An 18,459-nucleotide genomic window follows, 5' to 3' on the forward strand; every position below is an offset into this window, starting at 1 on the left:
GCCCATGAAAACCATTCTGGTGGTGGACGACGAGTTCGACATCCTCACGGTGTGGCGGCTGCTGCTGGAACGACACGGCTATGCGGTACGGACGGCGTCGAACGGCTCCGTCGCGCTCGAACTGGTCCGTTCGAGCCGGCCCGATATCATCGTGTCCGATTGCATGATGCCGGTCATGTCGGGCCTCCAGTTGTGCACGACGCTGTATGAGGACCCAGAGCTGCGCGAGATTCCGATCATCCTGTGCAGCGCCGCATCGGACATTCCGGTGCAGCCGAATCCACATTTTGCCTACGCGCGCAAGCCGCTTTCGTTCGACCAACTGCTGGCGATGCTGGTGCGCATGGGCGGTTGACGGCCGCCCTTCCTCCCCCCGCCTTCTCTGCCCCTTTCCCCCGCTAAAACACAGCTTGAGACGCTCGCGCCATTTGTCGAGCGTTTGCAGCGTTCTGCGATTCTCCGTGGCCTTTTACAGTAGGCCATCGATCGCGCATGGCCAGCAACCCGCAGCGCGACGCAACTTTCGGAGGTCGTCATGAACAGCAATCGTGGTGCGGTTCCCGCTGGCTTCTTGAGCATCGCGGTGGGCTCGTTGGCGCTGGCCAACCTGTGGCGCGTCGCAATCCGCCTGTGGCACTTGCCGGCCGTCGCCGGCAGCGTGGTGACGATCGCGGCGCTCGCCGTCTGGGTCATCATTCTGTTCGCCTACGCGCACAAGTGGTTCGCACGGACCGACGACGCACGCGCCGAACTGAATCATCCGGTGCAGTCTTCGTTCGTCGCGCTCGCGCCGATCTCGACGCTGCTTGCCGCGCAACTGCTGCAGCCGTACGCGCATACCCTCGCGCTGACGCTGTACGGCATCGCGGCGATCGCGCAACTTGGGCTCGGCGTCTATCTACAGGGCAAGCTGTGGCAAGGCGGCCGCAAGCCCGAACTGACCACGCCGGCGATCTATCTGCCGACGGTCGGAGCGGGCTTCGTCGCGGCGGCGAGCTCGGCCGCATTCGGCTTCCATCAACTGGGCGAGCTGTTTTTCGGCGGCGGCATGCTGGCGTGGCTCGCGCTCGAATCGATGATCCTGCATCGCGCCGCCGTGCATGAACCGCTGCCCGAAGCGCTGCGCCCGACCCTCGGCGTGCAACTCGCGCCGCCAGTCGTCGGTGGTGTCGCGTATTTGAGCCTCACCAGCGGCACGCCCGATCTGTTCGCCTACGCGCTGCTCGGCTACGGTCTCTATCAGGCGCTGATGCTGCTGCGTTTGCTGCCGTGGATCCGCCAACAGGCATTCGTGCCCGGCTACTGGGCGTTCAGCTTCGGCGTAGCGGCGTTGCCGACGATGGCCCTGCGTCTCGTCGAACGCGGCGCGACGGGTCCGATCGAATTCGCGGCACCGGTTCTGTTCGTGGTGGCGAACGCGATCATCGCGATTCTGGTCGTGAAGACGCTTCAGCTGCTCGTGCAAGGCAAGCTGATGCCGCCCGTGGCGGCGAGTTCGACGGCGGCGGCGCCGGTCACGCAAGTCACGACGGCCGTGCGAATCGCCCGGGTTCAATAAGCTGCGGGCAGCGACCGAACGCGGCGGCGACGCGCAAAGCGTCCCGCCGCGTTTTTGCATTTGTGTCAGAACCCGTGCAACGATACGACGATCAACGCAGCCGCGACGATCGCGACCACGTCCTCGATCAACGCCGCGGGCGCATCGCGCCCGAACATGCTGGCGAGCGAACTGCGCACCTTCGCGCCGCCGAGCGTGCCGATCACCGCGCCTACCGCGCCGACCACCGCGCCCACCACCCCGACGATCATGCCCCCCGCCAGGCCGCCATGCGCGCCGCTAATCGCCGCGCCGCTCAGCGCACCGAGCACGATTCGCGCGCCGAACTGCAGCGGCACCTTGCGGCTCGGCGTTTCGGGCAATTGATCCGTGATCAGTTCGATGACCGCCAGCACGGTGAAGATATACGGCGTGGCCGCGAAGCCGAGGAAGGCAAGCGACGTGCCTTGCAGCGGCAGCCATCCCAGACGCGCGGCCCAGCTGACGGCGGTGGGGGCGATCATCGAGCGAAGGCCGGCGACGACGCCAATCAGCAAGGCCAGAACATACACGGACATAGCGGACTCCCGATCGAGGGCAATGATGCAAGGTTGCACGAGCCGACGGCTTACCTGGACGAACGTCGGCAGAACATGTCGAGCATTCCATCTGGACAGTCAACTTCTCACCACCTACATCGAGGCAATCCGCGGCGGCCGTTCACCGTCGCTCACAATTGCCGGCTCTTCATTGCCGACTCGCCACCGCGCGTCTGGCGCGGCGCCGGGCATACGATTGCCCCCGTCGATGTGGCCCCAGTGTCGCACAATTCGACTAGCGAATAAGAGACAGGGAGTCGGCGAAGTGGGCCGATGGTGATAAGTTAGCCCACTCACAAGAAAATCTTGTATCTGCACCATGAGACCGTATCTTCCGCTCAACGCGCTGCGCGCGTTCGAATCGTCCGCGCGGCATCTGAGCTTCACGCGCGCGGCGCAAGAGCTGAACGTGACCCAAGCCGCGGTCAGCCAGCAGGTCCGCTCGCTGGAGGAGCGGCTCGGCACCGCGCTATTCAAGCGTTTGCCGCGCGGCCTCGCGATGACCGACGAAGGGCTCGCGCTGCGCCCCGTGCTGTCCGACGCGTTCGATCGTATCGAGGCGGTGCTCAAGCAGTTCGACGGCGGGCATTTTCACGAGGTGCTGACGGTCGGTGTGGTCGGCACGTTCGCGCTCGGCTGGCTGATGCCGCGCCTGAAGTCGTTTCGCGACGCGCATCCGTTCGTCGAGCTGCGGCTGCTGACCAATAACAACCTCGTCGACCTCGCGACCGAGGGCCTCGATTTCGCGATCCGTTTCGGCGATGGCACGTGGCCCGGCTCGCTCGCCACCCAACTGCTCGACGCCCCGCTCGCGCTGCTCTGCACGCCCGAGATCGCCGCGCGCCTCGCGCGGCCCGACGATCTCGCCAACGAAACGCTGCTGCGCTCGTACCGCATGGACGACTGGATGAACTGGTTCGCGGCCGCGGGCATCGCGCCGCGGCCGGTGCGCGGACCGGTGTTCGATTCGTCGCGGTTGATGGTGGAAGCGGCGATACAGGGCGCGGGCATCGCGCTCGTGCCTGCGTTGATGTTCGAAAGGGAGATCAATACCGGGCGTCTGGTGCGCCCGTTCGACGTCGAGGTCAAGGCGGGCAGTTACTGGCTGACCTGCCTGAAGGGCAAGCCGATGACGCCGGCGATGTTGCTGTTCAGTCAGTGGCTTGCCACGGAAGCGGCCACGGCGGGTCACGCATGAGTTTCTACGCGGCCGTGCGGCAATACCCGTTCATCGCGGGCCGCTCGGCTTGCGGCGGGAACACGTTCCACGATCCGTCGCCGTGGCGGAAGAAGAAAATCGACAGCAATCCTGCCGGCTTCAACGCCTGCACACATACATAGCGTTGCTGTTGCGACGCGCGATGGCAGAACCGCACCACGCGCGCGGGCATCGACGGCGTGGGCGCGAGCCATTTGTCGACGGCCCAGTGCAAGCTTTTTTCTGCGGCTACCATGATGTTCTCCTCGAATCGTCCCGTTCCCGACGCGCTGCGTTCACGCGACTTGCGCGAGTTGCGCCACGCGGTGTTCGTTCCTCGCCCCGCTCTCGACAAACGCCTTCACGAGGCACAGCAGTGCGCGCATGCCCGTGCTCGGATGGCGCAAGCAGCAATGCACCTGTTCGCTGCGGCTTTCGCCGAGCAGACACCACGCGCAGAAGTGTTCGCAGTTGTTGGTCAGCAGGCGATAGCGGTTTTCGCCGAGGCGGGAGCGCGCGCGGCGCACCGCATCGGCGCCGACGTAGATCGCGCTCGGCGTGGCGCGAACCGACAGCGAATGGCCGGCGGCGAAGCGCGCGAGTTCGACTTCCTCGACCGGTCCGGGATGCGCGGAGGCCGCAAAGCCCGAGTAGTGCACGACGCGGCCATTGCCGACATAGATGCCGTGATGTTCGTAGCCGTTGCGTTGCGTGACCAGGTGCGCGCCGATCGGCAGATCGATCGTCGATGATGCGGTGTCGCAAGCGGCTGCGGATTGCGGGTCGTCGTCGCGTGTATCGAGCGTTTGGGTGTTCATGGCTGGCCTCGTTCGCATTTCCAACACTGTTGCGACAGCTTGTGCATCATCCGGGCCAGGCGCCGGAAAACCCCTGTTTACAGGGTTGACGGCCGATCGAGCGGTTTTCTGAAGAGGAAGATGTCAGGACGGGACCAACAGAAATCGCGCTGATCTGTTGGTGTGCGACGCTCATTTGCGAGTCGTGTCGCGGGTTGATTTCAACTGAATGGAGAACCCGTGGGACCCCGCCGAATGTGTTGGGTCTCACACCTGTTCGAACGTGGGCTTGTTGGCCGCGAGCCGACCGATCGCGTCGACCGCGTTCGTGGTAAAGCCGCGCAAGCCGCGCCAGTCAATGCGCCGCGGGCTTCGCGTCGAATCCGCCCCCGATTGGCATGGCCTTTGCACCGTCTGGTGCAGAGTCCATTCAGCCGCGCGCATTGCGCACGCGGCCAACCGGAGAACGACATGTCCTGCATCAAATTGAACGACCTCTCGCTGAACCTCGCGCTCGATCGCAAGGCGATGGCGGCGATTCGCGGTGGCGGCGGCGCGCCATGGATCTATGGCTGGATTCAGCCGTACGTGCCGCAAACGCCGAGCATTGGGCCGGTGGTCAATCTGTACGAGGTCTCCAACAACTTCTATGCTAACCAGATGATCAACCAGTTCCAGTCGGTCGACGTACGCAACACCGGCGCGAACGCGAACCTCACCGTGTCTCCGGACGCACGCAACCGAAACGATATGGTGTAGCCGTTGTGACATGCGAGAGCCAATTTCGCTGGACGTCGTCCGCGCGTTCCGACACGGGACGGGTCCGCGAAATCAACGAAGATGCCTGCCTCGACGAGCCCGAAGCGGGACGCTGGGCTGTCGCCGATGGGATGGGCGGTCACGCGGTCGGCGACGTTGCCAGCCGCACCGTGATCGACGCGTTGACTCAACTGGCGGCGCCGCACGGCCTCAGGATGCTGATCGCCGATGTACGCACGCGTCTGCAAACCGCGAACCGTCAATTGCGCGACGAAGCCGCGCGCCGCCAGGTGCAGCGCATCGGCAGCACCGTGGTCGTGCTGCTTGCATGCGATCGCTTCTGCGGCTACGTGTGGGCCGGCGACAGCCGCATCTACCTGTACCGCGCGGGGCAATTGCGGCAACTGACGCGCGATCACAGCCAGGTCGAGGAGCTGCGCTCGCTCGGCGTCATCACCGACGAAGAGGCGCGCCATCATCCCGCGCAGCACATGATCACGCGCGCGGTCGGGGCAACGGATTCGCTCGAACTCGACGACGACGCGATCGAAGTCGCCGATGGCGACGTGTTCCTGTTGTGCAGCGACGGTCTCAGCAACGAACTGAGCGACGACGAGATCGCCGCCGTGCTGACCACGGCGGAGCGCGAAAACGCAAGTTGCGAACTCGTCGACCTCGCGCTCGCGCGCGGCGGGCGCGACAACATCACCGCAGTGGTCGTCGAAGCGCAGGACCCGAATGCCGCGGACAAGACCTTGCTGAACCCGGCGCCTTGATGATCTTCAGGCGCGCGTTTCACCGAGCGGTCAGTGGTCCTTCACTCAGCCTTCGTCGTCTTCCTCGTCGCGCTCGTTCGCGCCGTTCTTCGTGGGCGGCGCATTGCGATTGCGGAAATCCTTCGAGTGCAGGCCGTGCTTTTTCAGCAGCATCTGCAAGTGCGAGCGATTCATATCGATGCGCCGCGCCAGTTCGGCGACGGTCCCGCTGACTTCACGCAGTCCGCGTTCGAGGAACGCTTTTTCGGCGTCGTCGCTGGCCGCCCGCTTCGCGTCGCTCAACGACATCAGATTCGCGACGCTGATCGGCTGCTCGCCGCTCGCCTGCCCGCCCTCCGCCTGCGCCGCCGGCGAACCGGGTGCGGCGGGTCGCATATCGAGCGGCAAATGCTCGATGTCGGCCATGTCTGCAGCCAGACATGAGATGCGATACATCACGTTGCGCAATTCGCGAATGTTGCCCGGATACGCGTAGCTCAATAGAAAGTCCCGCAAACGCGGCGTCAACCTGACTGGCCGGCGTTTCAGCGTGCCCGCCGCTTCGTCGCCGAACCACGCAATCAGCAACGGAATTTCGTCGCGCCGTTCGCGCAGCGGCGGCAACGTCACGTGAATCACGCTAAGCCGGTAGAACAGATCCTCGCGAAACCGGCCTTCCTCGCTGAGCTTGCGCAGATTGCGATTGGTCGCCGCGACGATGCGCGTATCGACCGCGATCGTTTCGTCGGAGCCGACGCGTTGAATCTCGTGCGCCTCGAGCACACGCAGCAGCTTGACCTGGCCCGCGAGCGGCAACTCGCCGATTTCGTCGAGAAAGATCGTGCCCGTATGCGCGCTTTCGAATTTTTCCCTTGCGGTCGCTCGACGCGCCGGTGAATGCGCCCTTGCGATGCCCGAAAAGTTCGGATTCGAGCAGATTTTCCGGAATCGCGCCGCAGTTCACCGAAACGAACGGCTTGTCCGCACGCGAGCCATTCGCGTGAATCACTTTCGCCATCAGCTCCTTGCCGGTGCCGCTTTCTCCATCGATCAACACCGGCAAATCGGTTGGCGCCGCTTTTTCCGCGATTTCGAGCGATTCGAGCAAACGCGGGTTGTCGCCGAACGTGCCCTCGAAAATGAAGCTGCGTTCGAGTAGTGCCTTGCGGCGCGCACCGCGCGATTGCTCCGCGCTCGTCTGCGGCTCGCCCGCGGTGGCCGCCTGCACGAAGCGCTCCTTGTGCGAAAGCTGCATCACTTCGTCGCGCAACGACGTGGCCTGCCTCAGCAGCTTGTCGATATCGGCGCGTTCGAGCCGCGACGACCAGCGCAACGTGGAGCGCAGGATCTCGATCCGCTCGATCAGTCCCGCGTACGATATCGCGGGACTCGCCTCTTCAATCTGGTCGAGTATCTTCATCATGATGCACTCAACTGTTTCTGCACGAGCTGATAGTACATGCCGCCGCGCTGGATCAGCTCCTCGTGACGGCCCTGTTCGACGATCGCGCCTTCATACAGCACGAGAATCTTGTCCGCGCGCATGATCGTGCTGAGCCGATGCGCGATGATCACCGCCGTGCGGCCCTTCAGGATGTCGTGCATATTGCCGAGAATATTGCTTTCCGATTGCGAGTCGAGCGCCGACGTCGCCTCGTCGAACACGAGCAGACGCGGATCGTGATACAGCGCACGCGCAATGCAAAGCCGCTGGATTTGACCGCCCGACAAACCGATGCCGCGCTCGCCGACGATCTGCTCATAACCGAGCGGCATCTTGCTGATGAAGCCATGCGCGTCGGCCATTTTCGCGACTTCCTCGATGCGGCGGCGCTCCGGCGCGTCGTCGCCGCTTGCGATGTTCTCGGCGATCGTGCCCGAGAACAGCAGATTGCTTTGCATCACGTAGCCGATTTGCGCGCGGAAATAAGTCTTGTCGATCACGCCGGAGTCATAGCCGTCGATCGTTATTTTCCCTTCGCTCGGCTGATAGAAGCCAACCAGCAGCTTCGCGAGCGTGGTTTTTCCCGACCCGCTGCGCCCGACGATCGCGACCAGTTCACCCGGCTTGATATCGAAGCTGATGTTCTCCAGCACATAAGCGGAATCCTCTTCGCCATAGCGGAAGTACACGCCTTGCAGGCTGATTTCGCCTTGCAGCTCCGGCAGCATCACGCGCGAGGACAAATCCTGCGGCTTCTGTTCGGGCTCGATATCGAGCACATCGCCGAGCCGTTCCATCGCGACACCCGCATCGTTGAGCATGCTCCACAAGCCGACGAGACCCATCAGCGGACTCAATACGCTGCCCATGAATGCATTGAACGCGATCAGCTGACCGATCGTCAATTCACGCGCGAGTACCAGATTCGCGCCGACCCAAAGAATCGCAATCGTCGTTGCCGCATTCAGCAATTGACTGCCGAAGCCGACCAGAATATTGAATGCGTGAGCGCGATATTGCAATTCGAGCGCCTTTGCGTATTTCTTCTCCCAGCGCAACCGTACCGGCCGCTCGATGCCCATGCCCTTGACGGTCTCGACGCCGGACAGAGCTTCCATCAGGAACGACTTCGCCTCGGTCGACGCCGTGAACACCTCGCGGGCGTAGCCCTTGATCTTCGGCGTCGCGATCACCGTGAGTCCCATGATCGGAATCACGAACGCGATCAACACCAGCGTCATCTTCACGTTGTACACGAACATGATCGTGAAGTAGATGAAGATCATCAGCAGATTCAGCGCGGTCGTCACGGTGGATTCGGTCAGGAACGCGCGGATCGTCTGGTTTTCCTGAAAGCGCGCGAAGATATCGCCGGTCTTGCGCTTCGCGAAGAACGAGAACGGCAGCGACAACGTATGCTTGAAGAACTGCGACATCATCGCGAAGTCCATGTTGCGAACCATGAAGTTCGCCAGATACGCGCGAATCGTCGACATCAACTGCGTGAAGACATTGGAGATGATGAGCCCGCCGATCAGCATATGCAGCAGACTGACGTTCTGATGCACGATCACGCCGTCCAGAATGTTCTGAATGATCAGCGGTGGAATCACGCCGAGCACCTGAATCACGAAGGTCGCCAGAAACAGATAGCCGAGTATCTTGCGGTACGGCTTCAGATAGCCGACAAAGCGAATCCACGGCGAGCGCTCGGCCGACATCTGCAGCAGCTGCGATCCGCCGGTAAACAATAGGCAGGTGCCGCTCCACCCGCGTTCGAAATCTTCGACGCTCAGCTTTCTGAAACCGAGTGCCGGGTCTGCCACCCAGACATAGTCTTTCGACAGCCCGTACACGACCACGTAGTGATAGCCCTCCCAATGCACGATGAACGGCAGATCGAAGCCGCGCAGCGAATCGAACGTGCATTGCACGCCGCGCGTCGTGAAGCCGAGCGACTCGCCCGCGCGCGCGAGGCTGTCGAGCGTCGCACCCTGCGTCGTCACGTTCGCGAGTTCGCGCAATTTGCCGAGCGTCATCGGAATGCCGTAATGGCGGCAGATCATCGCGAGACACGCGGCGCCGCAATCCATCTCCTCGGCCTGCTCGACGAGCGCGAAACGCCGGATGATCTTCTCGCCGAGTTCCGGTTTGCTCTGCAGGTCGAGCATCAACGGCAGCTTGCGCCGCTGTTCGAGCCGCTTTTGCCGCTGTAATTCGCGGTCGCCATAGCGGATGCGCTCGTCGAGCACTTCTCGCAGTTTCGGATTGCGCTCGAGAATGAAATGAACGGTGCGCTCGGGGATGACCAGCAGCCGCGTGTCGGTGGTTGCAACGACCGATGCCATCTGTTCCTGGCGCATCAGGCACGCCTTCTCGCCGAATATCTCCCCTTTGCCGAGCGTCGCGAGCGTATAGTCGTGGCCCTCCTCCTGCCGCACGATGCGCACCTGGCCTTGCCGCACCACATAAAGCCGCCTGTCGTCGCGGCCGTCCTGTTTCAGAATCTCCTTGCCGGCAGCGACCCGTTTTGCGCCGACGCTGCGCACGTACTCTTCGAGTTCCGCCTTGTTCAGCTTGCCGCGCAGATCGAACAATTGCGCGACGAAGCCCCCGGCCGAATTGATCGCCACATAGCTGGCGACGAACGCCAACGCGGCGGCGTTGCCCGCCATCACCGGTTCGATCGCGCTGCGCGGAAGGAACAGCACTTCGGTCTTGCCCGACGAACGTACCGACGCTTCGTGAACATACGAGCGCAACATCGCAATGTCGGCAAAGATCTCGCCCGACTTGCGCACGCCCATGCTGGTTTCCTTGCCGTGCTCCTCGGAGAAGATGCGTACCGTGCCCGAGCGGATCACATAGAGACCTTCGGCCACGTCACCGGCCGAGCACACCGTTTCGCCGAACGGATAGAACTTTGCCTGCGCGTACTCGGCAAGCCGCTCGATTTCGTCGCGCGAGAACGGCGACAGGATCTCCACCGAAGCGAGAAATTCGGCGGTGGAAGGCGCGGATGGCGCGGTCTGGAGGGCGTCCATGTATCGGTGAGCCTCGCTTTATCGGGCGCTAGTCGGGCACTAGCGCGCTTCGATCACGTGTTCCTGGGCGCGGGCAATGAGCCAGCTCTCGCGCAGCAAACGGCGGATTTCGGTGGCCACGTCGGCATCGAGCGTGGCCGGATATTTGGCCGTGACCGCGAAGATCTCGAAACACGAACGGTCGGCCGACGGAAACGGCCCAAGCAGATCGCCGACCGCCGCATTGAAGATCTTCGCCTCGATATCGGGCTTCAGCGAACCGCGCAGTACCTTGCCGATCACGCCGCCCGACTCGCGCGTATCGGCAATCGAATGCTCGCGCGCCATCTCGCCGAAGGCGTCGGGGTCGTCGTGCAGGTACGAGATCATTTCCTTCGCCTTGCCTTCGCTATCGAGCACGATATGGCTGACTTCGATCGCGTCGAACTTCGGTGAATTCAGCGCGAAGTAATCATGGATCGCCGCCTCGTTACCGATGTTGTCGAGCATCTTCTCCTGATAAAGCCCGTCGGTAATGAACGCCTCGAATTCGTCGAGGCTCACGTGCAGCGCGTCGAGATAATGATTCATGTCCGCCGCGCGATGCAGCCCGCGCACGCGGCGAAACTGGTCCGCGCGCTGCTGGATTTCGTCGGCGCTGACGGCGACGCCCTGCTTCTTCGCCGCATGGACGGTAAGCTTGTCGCGCACGATCTGCTCGACCAGGCTCTCGAACTGGCCGGTCAGTTTCAGAAGACGAATGAACTCGTCCACGTCCACGACTTCATCATCGATACGCACTATCGCGGTCATTTGCTCGGCTCCTTTCGTGGATGTTTGATTCGCGCGCTCAACCCGCCACCTCTCTGAACGGATCGAGACCGAGGTCGATCAGGCGCCGCTCGCGCACGACGATTTCCGCATTGGCGGTCATGCCGTAACGCAGCGGATAACGCGTGCCGGCCACCTGGTAGTAGTCCTTGTCCAGCGTGACACGGCCTTCGTAGACCGGTTGCTTGTCCTGCGCGGATGGCTTCGTGGCCGGCGAGATATAGGCGAGCGTGCCGCTGATCAACCCGTAGCGCTGGTAAGGAAACGCGTTGAACTTCAATTTGACAGGCAGGCCCACGTGCAGAAAGGCGCGGTCGTGTTCGGAGATTTCGATCTTCAGCACGGGCCGCGCGTCTTTTGGCGCAATGCCGCCGAGCGGTGCATTCGCCTGAATCTTGTCGCCGCGCTGCGTCGACGTGACGTCGGTGATCACGCCTGAAACCGGCGCGAGAATCAGCAGAAAATTGTCTTTATCGATGTTCTCGAAACGCACCCGCGCGGCGGCATCAGCTTCGAGGCGCGCGCTTTGCAGTTGCACGCGCAGTTTGTCTTCCGCATCGGTGATGTCGCGCACCGCCTGATCGTATTGCAGCTGCAGATCGGTGCTTTGCTGGCCGCTCGTCGCCAGTTGCGCATTGGCCTGCGCGTATTCATGGCTCAGACGAAAGTCGAGCTCGGCCAGCTTCGACTGCGCGACACGGTAAGCGTTATCCGCTTCGAGCGCGGCCGTGCGTTTCTGCTCGACCTGTAATTCGGCAATGCCACCGCCGCCCGGCTGCGCGAACAGCCGCGAATAGCGATCGAGTTCCTGATTCGCCGCTTCGCGCGTGCGGCGCGCGTTGTCGAGCGAGCTGCGCGCTTCGTCGAGTTCGGCCTTCTGCCCTTCGGCAAGCTTCGTCGTGCCTTCTGAAACGCGATTCTCGTGCAAGCGCTCCTCGACTTCGAGTTGCGCTTTCAACGACGTGGCCTTGCGTTCCATCAACGCCTTCTTCTCCGGGAACTGCTTCCATTCGCGTTCGGCGTCTTCGAGCTTCAGTTGTGCCTGTAACGCGTTGCTCGCTGCCTCGATCGCGCCGCGCGCATTGAGCCGCGCGAGCACGTCGCCTTTCGACACCGGCTGCCCCTCGGCGATATACAGATCCGCGAGTTCGCCGTCGATCGGCGTATAGATGCGCCGCACCTCCGATTCCGGCGCCAACGTGCCGGGCGCGCTGACGATCACATCCGCGCGGCCGACGAACGACCACAGCAAACCCGACACGACGAGCGCGACCATCGCCCAGATCAGCGCGCGCGCAAGCCGCACCGGCTCGGACGTCAGAATCGCAATGCCTTCGACGCTATGATCTTCGAGCGCCTCCGACAACGGTCTAGGGTGAGGATCGCGTTTCACTCTGATCGCCTCCAATCAACGCGAGCTTCGCTTTCAGCAGCCCAGGGTCCAGCACCATGCGCAACTCGGTCAACGAGCGGCGCTGCAAACTCGCTTCGGCTTCGATATCCGCGAGCAGGCGATCGAAGTCGGCGGGATGATCGGCCTTCAACTGCGTATAGATGCGCATGCCCTGGCGTGCCGCCGTCTGCGCCTCACTCAGCAGACGCGCCTCGTTGCGAAAGCCCGGCGAGATGCCGGCTTCGAGCCGCTGCGTGCCGCCGATCGGGCCGTTCGCGCGGTACGCTTTCCACAGGCTTTGCGCGCGCACCAGCAGATCTTGCGCATGCGCGAGTGCCTTGTCATGCAATGCGGCCACGTCTTTCTGGATCGCCTGCACGAACCATGCGTCGGTCCGCGGATCGAGGCTCGCGTAGAACGACAGCAGACGCTGGTCGTAATCTTTCCCGTCACGCGTTTTCCGCAGATCGTTGTATTGATCGGACAACGCCTGCTTGTGCGTCGCTTCGGCCGCGAGCACATCGGACCACGGGCTCGCCGGCATCGACTGCAAATCGTTCAGCGCCTGCTGCGCGTCGCCGCGCTGCCACGCGGCATCGACCGCGTCCTGCCGTTGAACGATGTCCGGCGACGGCAAGCGCGTCGCCGCAAGCTGCTGGAATTGCGCCTGAAAAGGCGGCGTGCTGAAGCGCACCGTTTTCATCATCGCCAGCAATGACGTCAATTGACGGCTCAACGCGGCATTCAGCAACCCGGTGTATTGGCGCAAATCGTCGCGCACTCTATCGAGCCCCGCGAGCCGCGGATAACGCTGCGCGTAATCGTCGAGTACCGGCGGCAGCGCGTCGGGTTTGTCGCGCGAAAGTTCGGTATGAATTACGCCATTGAGCCGATCGATCGCGGCGACGTACACCGAATCGTCGCTTTCGAGCTTGCGCAGATGGCTGAGCGTGTGTGCGTAGGGCTCCGCGAAGACCGGCACGTAACTCGCAATCCGATCGAGCGCGCGCTGGTGACTCGCCGCGTCGTCGTCCCAGCGGTGCAGCAGACCGTTGATCGTCGCTTCGTCCGTATACATGCGGATCGGCGCGTCGACGCCGCCACGCGCCGCGACGAAGCGTTCGAGATCGCCGACCCATTGCAATTCGCCGACCAGCGACGCGGCATCGGCGTCATTTCCGCTCAACGCCCTCATGTTCTTCAGCAGCGTGTCGGCCTGGTCGAACTGCGCTTTTTGCACGGCTTCGATCCAGCCCGGCAAGTTCGCTTTCAACAACGCCTCGCTCGCGAGCGCGCTGATTTTCGTGTCCGCCGGATGCGTGGCCCGATAGCCGCGCGCCATCGTGAGAGCGCTCGAGTAATCGCCGCTCGCGAGCAGGCTCTTCAACTCCCGTTCCGATGAACCGTGCAGATAAAGGCCCACGCCAAGCGCAACCACGATCGCGATACCCGCTGCGCCCCATGCCGCCGCGCGCCGCACATTGGTGCGCTCGCCGTCCGCTAACGCCTTGTGGAGTTCGCCGGCGACCATCTTCCAGCGACGCGGCTGACCTCTTGCCGCGCTTTTAGCTTTGCCGCTTCTTTCGTTCGCGCCGTCTCTCGTATCGGCGGGATGCCCCGCCTGCGCACCTTTGGCGCCCTGCGCGCCATTTGCCGTCCCTACTCCGTCACGCTTCGCGCGCGCGGAGCCCGGCTGCGCCGCTTCATTCACTTCGTCTTCGCGTTGCAGCGCCGGATCGACGCAAAAGATGTCGAGAAACGAATGCGCAGCGCCGACGAAGGTCGTCTTGTCGGCATCGGCGGCACTGTCGACAGCGGGCTGAAGAGAGAGCTGGGTCACGGTGGGTTCGCCGTCGGCGGAGCTCTGTAGCGACACCCTGTAGACGAAGTGGTCGCCACCAAATGCAACGACGTCGCCCTCCGCCAGTGCAAGCGCCGATTCGCCGATCCGCTGTCCATTCACGAACGTGCCATTGGTGCTGCCGAGATCCTCGACATAGAGCTCGCCGCCCTTCAGAAACAGGTGCGCATGGCGCCGGGAAATGTAATTGACCTGATGCGGATACCGGTCTTTGTAGCGCGAGAAAACCTCGTCCGTTTTACTGATCAGAAATGGAAAAGCCAGCACGTCGACCGGTTGCAGACCCAGGTCATCGCGCTGCGGCACCAGCAATAGATGAATGAGGGGAGAAGCGCTTCCACCCGTGACGACGCGCGCGCGCGGCTCGATGCCGACGCGATAGCGCAGTTCACCGCCAAAGCAGAGTTCATCGCCGGCGCGTACACGCGCGGGGGTCTGTCGCACCGCGATGCCGTTGACCGTCGTGCCGTTCTTGCTGCCGAGATCGGCAACATACATCGCGCCATGCTCGATGAAAACGCGCGCATGTCGGCGCGAGAGAGCGGCGGTCCATGGTGCGGGATAGTCGCTGAACGGCGCTTCGCTGCGGCCGACGGCGAACAGGTTGTCGACGATGCGAATGGCGTCGAGCGCGGGGCGCTGCGCGCAGGCAACCGGTGACAACACCACGTCGAAGGCAGCGTCCACTGTCACGCGCATTTCAGCAATCGGAGCTTCGCCGGTGGCCATTTTATCTGGATCGCTAAGCGTTTACCTGCCGCGGCGGGAACGCGGGGCGAACTGGACGAAGGACAACGGCGCAACGATATTGTCGTGAAGAGCCACGCAAACGCTGACCCCTAAAGGATTGTAAGTCACGCATCGAGAGTGTCAATTTGGATATCGCCGGATGAGAAGACCGCGGATAAGCCGTCAGCCGACGAAATACCCGCGCGGTACGCCAACTCGTGGATTAGCTCAATGTTTCGTTACTTCTCTTTGACCTGCGCTTGCACGTCGACACCGGGCCATCCGCCGCCGAGCGCCTTATAAAGCGTTACCGTGTCGGACAGAATCAATTGGTGGTTTTCCAGCAACGCCTGTTGCGCCTCCAGCAAGGTCCGCTCGTCTTCGAATACTTCGAGTTGCGACACGACGCCAAGGCGCAGTTGCGACTGGATCTGATCAGCGACGATCTGCAGGCGCGACACCTGCTGCAGCAATTCCGCGTGCTGCGCCTTATGGGCACTCAGATTGACGAGCGCGTTCTCCACTTCCTCGAATGCGCCCATCACGGCCACGCGATATTGCTGCTCGGCGACTTTCGATTGCGCCTCGGTCACCTTCACATGTGCGCGCACGCCCGGATCGAACAGCGGAAAATTGATGCTCGGCATCAGGCCGAACGTGAACGACTTCAGCAACTGGTTAAGCGCGTAACTTGCCGTGCCGCCTTGCGCGGTGAGGCCGATGCTCGGCAATTGCGCGAGCTTCGACTGACCGACGAGGTCATAGGCCTCGAGCACCCTGAATTCGGCCGCCACCACGTCGGGGCGGCGCGACAGCAATTGCGCGGGCAAACCATCGGGCACGCCCGGCAATTTCACGCGCTCCTGTAAATGGCCCTGCGGCACATGGAATTCGCCGGCCGGCACGCCGAGCAAGGTGCATAGCGCGTTGTCGGAGACCGCCCGCGATCGGCGCAGATCATAGAGATCGTTGGTGAGCCGGTTGATCTCCGCCTGCTGGCGCAACACCTGCGTTTGCGGCACGAGCCCATTGCGCGCCTGGCCTTCGTAGATCGCCAGGATTTGCTTGTTCGTGGCGATGGTCTTTTGCTGCTGTGCGATCTGGTCGTCGAATTGCAGGATCTGGAAATAGGTACTGGCCACATTCGCGACGAGTTCGAGATATCCCGCGCGCCAATCCGCCTCGCTCGCGTGGAATTCGGCCTTTTGCGCCTGCACGCCTTTTTCGACCTTGCCCCAGATGTCGATGTCCCAGTTCACCTGCAGCGCGAGGTTGTACGTCTTCGTCAAAGGCTGGCCAGTCGTCTTCGTGTAGTCGGCGCCGGCACCGAGGTCCGCGGTCGGCAACGCGGCCGCGCCTGTCTCGCTGATCTGCGTGTGCGCGACTTCGATACGCGCGGCCAGCACCCGGATATCGAAGTTGCCGTCGATCGCCTTGTCGATCAGCGTATCGAGGTACGGGTCCTGGAAGCCCTTCCACCAGTCGCGCTCGATCGTCTCCGCGGCCGATACCGGCGCGCCATTGCGATCCGACCACGATGTCTTGGCCGGCGTGTCCGGGCGTCGATAAGCCGGCATGCTGACGTCGACGCACGCGCTCACTGCCAAAGCGCACATCGTTGCCGCGCAGATCCCGCTTAGCACACGGGCTATGCGGCGAGGCGTCCTGGCTTCAGCAGGAATCCGCTGAAGGTCCAGCGAATCACACGACGAATCGAACGATGATTCCGGCAATGCTGACACGGTGGTCTCCAGTTGCACCCGCCTGTTTCGCACGAGATGCCCGGTTTTTCAGCCCGAGCCGCTTCCGCGCGGCTTCGGCAATGAAGCGGCGGAAAAGTCGATGCGGGGAGCGGCGGATACGCGAAGGATGCGTGGAAAGGACGATTGGATTAGCGGTCTTTTGAGCGATGCGCCTGTTGGGGCACGCACACGCGGCCGCCCGGGCCGCGTGTGCGCCGCTCACTACCCGTTGTTGACGTTGCTCGAGTAAATGGTCGGTTGGATGTAGGTGGCCGTACCGCTGACTAGCGCCGAGTCGTTGCCGTTAGCGCTCTGGATGTTCATTTCCGTGTTGATCATCTGCGTCGTGGAGACGTTCTTGATGCTAGTCGGCGCATAGACGGGCGCATAGCTGAGGTACGACGGCATCGAATAGTAGCCGTTGCCACCGCGCACGGCGCTCATCGCCTTGCTGTCGAGTTGTTCGGTGTTGGACAGGTCCTTGATCATCAGCGTGTTCATGGCAAATCTCCTGGGAATGGGAAAGCGCATCGTGGTGCGTCGGGTTCGAGCAACTTGTCTGCTCGGGCGCTACTGATGCATGGCCTATGCCAGGAGTGCCTTGCTTTCGTCATTCGCGTCCTGAACGCCTTGTAGCAAAGACCAGGAAGATCGGACCCGCTGTCCCGACGCTGACGAGCGGCACAGCGAGACCAGTGAATGGTGGATCGCAGCCAACAGCGCGCGCGACATTGTTGGCTGCTCGATGACAGTCAGCGCGCGATCACCGTGATCTTCTTCGAATACACCGGCGGGTTGTGCGGCATATGCATGTCGTCGCCCATCAACAGCTGCAGCGTATGCTTGCCCGGCGGCAATGAAATCATCGTTTCCGTTTCGCCCGCGCCGAAATGCAGATGATGGCGATCCGAGGGTATCTCCTGATCCATCGGCGGCAGATCGGTATCGATCAGAAGATGATGGTGGCCTGTGTTCGGGTACTTCACGCCTTTCGGCGCGACCCCCATGAAACGCAGACCGAACCACACGCGAAACGGTTTATTGGCGGGCACCACCTGGCCATCGTTCGGATAGCCGATATACGCGTAGGCGCCGGGCGGCGACGGCGTCGCTGCCCACGCGCCCTGCGGCGCGGTCGATACCGTCAGCGCCGCTGCGACGAATGCCGCGGCCGCAATGATCTTCTTCATCAGGACTCTCCGTTCCGGCTTGACCGGTTCGAACGAACGGACCGCGTTAGTTCTTTAGCACGGTGATGGTGATCTTCTTCGAATACACGGGCGGTACGTGCGGCACGTGATTATGGTCGCCGAGAATCAGCTGCAGCGTGTGCTTGCCGGGCGGCAACTCGATGCGCGCGTCGGTTTCGCCCGCGCCGAAATGCAGGTGCTGGCGATCCGATGGAATCTCCTGATCGAGCGCGGGCAAATCCGTGTCGATCAGAAGATGATGGTGGCCGGTATTCGGAAACGCGACGCCCTTCGGACACACGCCCATATTGCGCAGCCCCATGCGCACCCACAACTTGCCGCCGTGAATCACCGCGCCATCCGACGGCCAGATGATGTACTCCTCGGCCCCCGGCGGAGACGGCGTCTGCTCGGCGCGCGCAATGCCGCCAGTGCCGATACCGAGGCAGACCGCGACGAGCGTCGCGCACACCGCCGCGCGTAATCCGCCGCGACGCGCTTGCGCCGGATCACGACTGCCGAAAAGAAAGGAAACATGGGTTCTTCGCATAGCGCACTCTCCCGAACAGGAGTCATGGCTGGGGCCCGGCTATCGATGACA

General features: G+C 62.7%; 16 protein-coding genes and 1 pseudogene. 5 read left to right on the plus strand and 12 right to left on the minus strand.

Annotated elements, in window-relative coordinates; genetic code table 11:
- Positions 1-4: 4 nt before the first annotated feature.
- Both OKW38_RS29685 and tehA read left to right on the plus strand, forming a co-directional pair.
- Entirely contained in the window at positions 5-355 is a 351-nt protein-coding gene (locus OKW38_RS29685) for a response regulator (protein ID WP_090807552.1), read from the plus strand.
- A gap of 180 nt (positions 356-535) precedes the next feature.
- Complete coding sequence (gene tehA, locus OKW38_RS29690) at positions 536-1,558, plus strand: dicarboxylate transporter/tellurite-resistance protein TehA (protein ID WP_429333351.1); 1,023 nt, start codon at positions 536-538, stop codon at positions 1,556-1,558.
- A gap of 65 nt (positions 1,559-1,623) precedes the next feature.
- On the opposite strand, the gene OKW38_RS29695 is transcribed toward tehA, so the two are convergent.
- Positions 1,624-2,115 carry a DUF4126 domain-containing protein gene (locus tag OKW38_RS29695; RefSeq protein WP_090807556.1) on the minus strand — a complete coding sequence of 164 codons (492 nt, stop codon included), beginning with the start codon at positions 2,113-2,115 and terminating at the stop codon, positions 1,624-1,626.
- 340 nt (positions 2,116-2,455) lie between these two features.
- On the opposite strand from OKW38_RS29695, the gene OKW38_RS29700 reads away from it, so the two are divergent.
- Entirely contained in the window at positions 2,456-3,334 is an 879-nt protein-coding gene (locus tag OKW38_RS29700) for a LysR family transcriptional regulator (RefSeq protein WP_429364453.1), read from the plus strand.
- Between the two features lie 4 nt (positions 3,335-3,338).
- On the opposite strand, the gene OKW38_RS29705 is transcribed toward OKW38_RS29700, so the two are convergent.
- Positions 3,339-3,590 (minus strand): hypothetical protein, encoded by a 252-nt coding sequence (locus OKW38_RS29705; protein ID WP_090807560.1) that lies wholly within the window; start codon positions 3,588-3,590, stop codon positions 3,339-3,341.
- 40 nt (positions 3,591-3,630) lie between these two features.
- Positions 3,631-4,152 (minus strand): lecithin retinol acyltransferase family protein, encoded by a 522-nt coding sequence (locus tag OKW38_RS29710; RefSeq protein ID WP_090807562.1) that lies wholly within the window; start codon positions 4,150-4,152, stop codon positions 3,631-3,633.
- A 450-nt stretch (positions 4,153-4,602) separates the two neighbouring features.
- On the opposite strand from OKW38_RS29710, the gene OKW38_RS29715 reads away from it, so the two are divergent.
- The gene (locus OKW38_RS29715; RefSeq protein ID WP_090807566.1) at positions 4,603-4,890 is read left to right on the plus strand and encodes a hypothetical protein; all 288 of its coding nucleotides are present in this window, start codon (positions 4,603-4,605) and stop codon (positions 4,888-4,890) included.
- A 5-nt stretch (positions 4,891-4,895) separates the two neighbouring features.
- The gene (locus tag OKW38_RS29720; protein ID WP_090807568.1) at positions 4,896-5,666 is read left to right on the plus strand and encodes a PP2C family protein-serine/threonine phosphatase; all 771 of its coding nucleotides are present in this window, start codon (positions 4,896-4,898) and stop codon (positions 5,664-5,666) included.
- A 45-nt stretch (positions 5,667-5,711) separates the two neighbouring features.
- Here the strand turns inward: OKW38_RS29720 and OKW38_RS29725 are convergent.
- From OKW38_RS29725 to OKW38_RS29765, 9 genes and pseudogenes are all read right to left on the minus strand, one after another.
- Positions 5,712-7,068, minus strand: a pseudogene (locus tag OKW38_RS29725) (sigma-54 interaction domain-containing protein).
- Positions 7,065-10,133, minus strand: a complete 3,069-nt coding sequence (locus tag OKW38_RS29730; RefSeq protein WP_429364455.1) for a peptidase domain-containing ABC transporter — start codon at positions 10,131-10,133, stop codon at positions 7,065-7,067. The pseudogene OKW38_RS29725 and the gene OKW38_RS29730 overlap by 4 nt, the downstream one beginning before the upstream one ends.
- A gap of 39 nt (positions 10,134-10,172) precedes the next feature.
- Positions 10,173-10,925, minus strand: a complete 753-nt coding sequence (locus OKW38_RS29735; protein ID WP_090807575.1) for a peptidylprolyl isomerase — start codon at positions 10,923-10,925, stop codon at positions 10,173-10,175.
- Positions 10,926-10,962: 37 nt separating this feature from the next.
- Positions 10,963-12,336 carry an HlyD family efflux transporter periplasmic adaptor subunit gene (locus tag OKW38_RS29740; protein WP_429364457.1) on the minus strand — a complete coding sequence of 458 codons (1,374 nt, stop codon included), beginning with the start codon at positions 12,334-12,336 and terminating at the stop codon, positions 10,963-10,965.
- Entirely contained in the window at positions 12,314-14,926 is a 2,613-nt protein-coding gene (locus OKW38_RS29745; protein WP_429364459.1) for an FHA domain-containing protein, read from the minus strand. The genes OKW38_RS29740 and OKW38_RS29745 overlap by 23 nt, the downstream gene beginning before the upstream one ends.
- A 239-nt stretch (positions 14,927-15,165) precedes the next feature.
- Positions 15,166-16,542, minus strand: a complete 1,377-nt coding sequence (locus tag OKW38_RS29750; protein ID WP_429333345.1) for an efflux transporter outer membrane subunit — start codon at positions 16,540-16,542, stop codon at positions 15,166-15,168.
- A gap of 348 nt (positions 16,543-16,890) precedes the next feature.
- On the minus strand, positions 16,891-17,169 hold the full coding sequence (locus OKW38_RS29755) for a hypothetical protein (RefSeq protein WP_184061603.1): 279 nt from the start codon (positions 17,167-17,169) through the stop codon (positions 16,891-16,893).
- Between the two features lie 251 nt (positions 17,170-17,420).
- Positions 17,421-17,858 (minus strand): DUF4399 domain-containing protein, encoded by a 438-nt coding sequence (locus OKW38_RS29760; protein ID WP_090807583.1) that lies wholly within the window; start codon positions 17,856-17,858, stop codon positions 17,421-17,423.
- Positions 17,859-17,904: 46 nt separating this feature from the next.
- On the minus strand, positions 17,905-18,408 hold the full coding sequence (locus OKW38_RS29765; protein WP_429364461.1) for a DUF4399 domain-containing protein: 504 nt from the start codon (positions 18,406-18,408) through the stop codon (positions 17,905-17,907).
- Between the last annotated feature and the right edge of the window lie 51 nt (positions 18,409-18,459).

The organism is Paraburkholderia sp. MM5496-R1 (assembly GCF_050436205.1).
Taxonomy (GTDB): domain Bacteria; phylum Pseudomonadota; class Gammaproteobacteria; order Burkholderiales; family Burkholderiaceae; genus Paraburkholderia; species Paraburkholderia tuberum.

Coding starts and splice junctions, on each gene's coding strand:
- OKW38_RS29735 (WP_090807575.1), bottom strand. CDS start 10,925: ATGACCGCGATAGTGCGTATCGATGATGAAGTCGTGGACGTGGACGAG.
- OKW38_RS29730 (WP_429364455.1), bottom strand. CDS start 10,133: ATGGACGCCCTCCAGACCGCGCCATCCGCGCCTTCCACCGCCGAATTT.
- OKW38_RS29755 (WP_184061603.1), bottom strand. CDS start 17,169: ATGAACACGCTGATGATCAAGGACCTGTCCAACACCGAACAACTCGAC.
- OKW38_RS29700 (WP_429364453.1), top strand. CDS start 2,456: ATGAGACCGTATCTTCCGCTCAACGCGCTGCGCGCGTTCGAATCGTCC.
- OKW38_RS29760 (WP_090807583.1), bottom strand. CDS start 17,858: ATGAAGAAGATCATTGCGGCCGCGGCATTCGTCGCAGCGGCGCTGACG.
- OKW38_RS29745 (WP_429364459.1), bottom strand. CDS start 14,926: ATGGCCACCGGCGAAGCTCCGATTGCTGAAATGCGCGTGACAGTGGAC.
- OKW38_RS29715 (WP_090807566.1), top strand. CDS start 4,603: ATGTCCTGCATCAAATTGAACGACCTCTCGCTGAACCTCGCGCTCGAT.
- OKW38_RS29750 (WP_429333345.1), bottom strand. CDS start 16,542: ATGTGCGCTTTGGCAGTGAGCGCGTGCGTCGACGTCAGCATGCCGGCT.
- OKW38_RS29710 (WP_090807562.1), bottom strand. CDS start 4,152: ATGAACACCCAAACGCTCGATACACGCGACGACGACCCGCAATCCGCA.
- OKW38_RS29685 (WP_090807552.1), top strand. CDS start 5: ATGAAAACCATTCTGGTGGTGGACGACGAGTTCGACATCCTCACGGTG.
- OKW38_RS29695 (WP_090807556.1), bottom strand. CDS start 2,115: ATGTCCGTGTATGTTCTGGCCTTGCTGATTGGCGTCGTCGCCGGCCTT.
- tehA (WP_429333351.1), top strand. CDS start 536: ATGAACAGCAATCGTGGTGCGGTTCCCGCTGGCTTCTTGAGCATCGCG.
- OKW38_RS29765 (WP_429364461.1), bottom strand. CDS start 18,408: ATGCGAAGAACCCATGTTTCCTTTCTTTTCGGCAGTCGTGATCCGGCG.
- OKW38_RS29705 (WP_090807560.1), bottom strand. CDS start 3,590: ATGGTAGCCGCAGAAAAAAGCTTGCACTGGGCCGTCGACAAATGGCTC.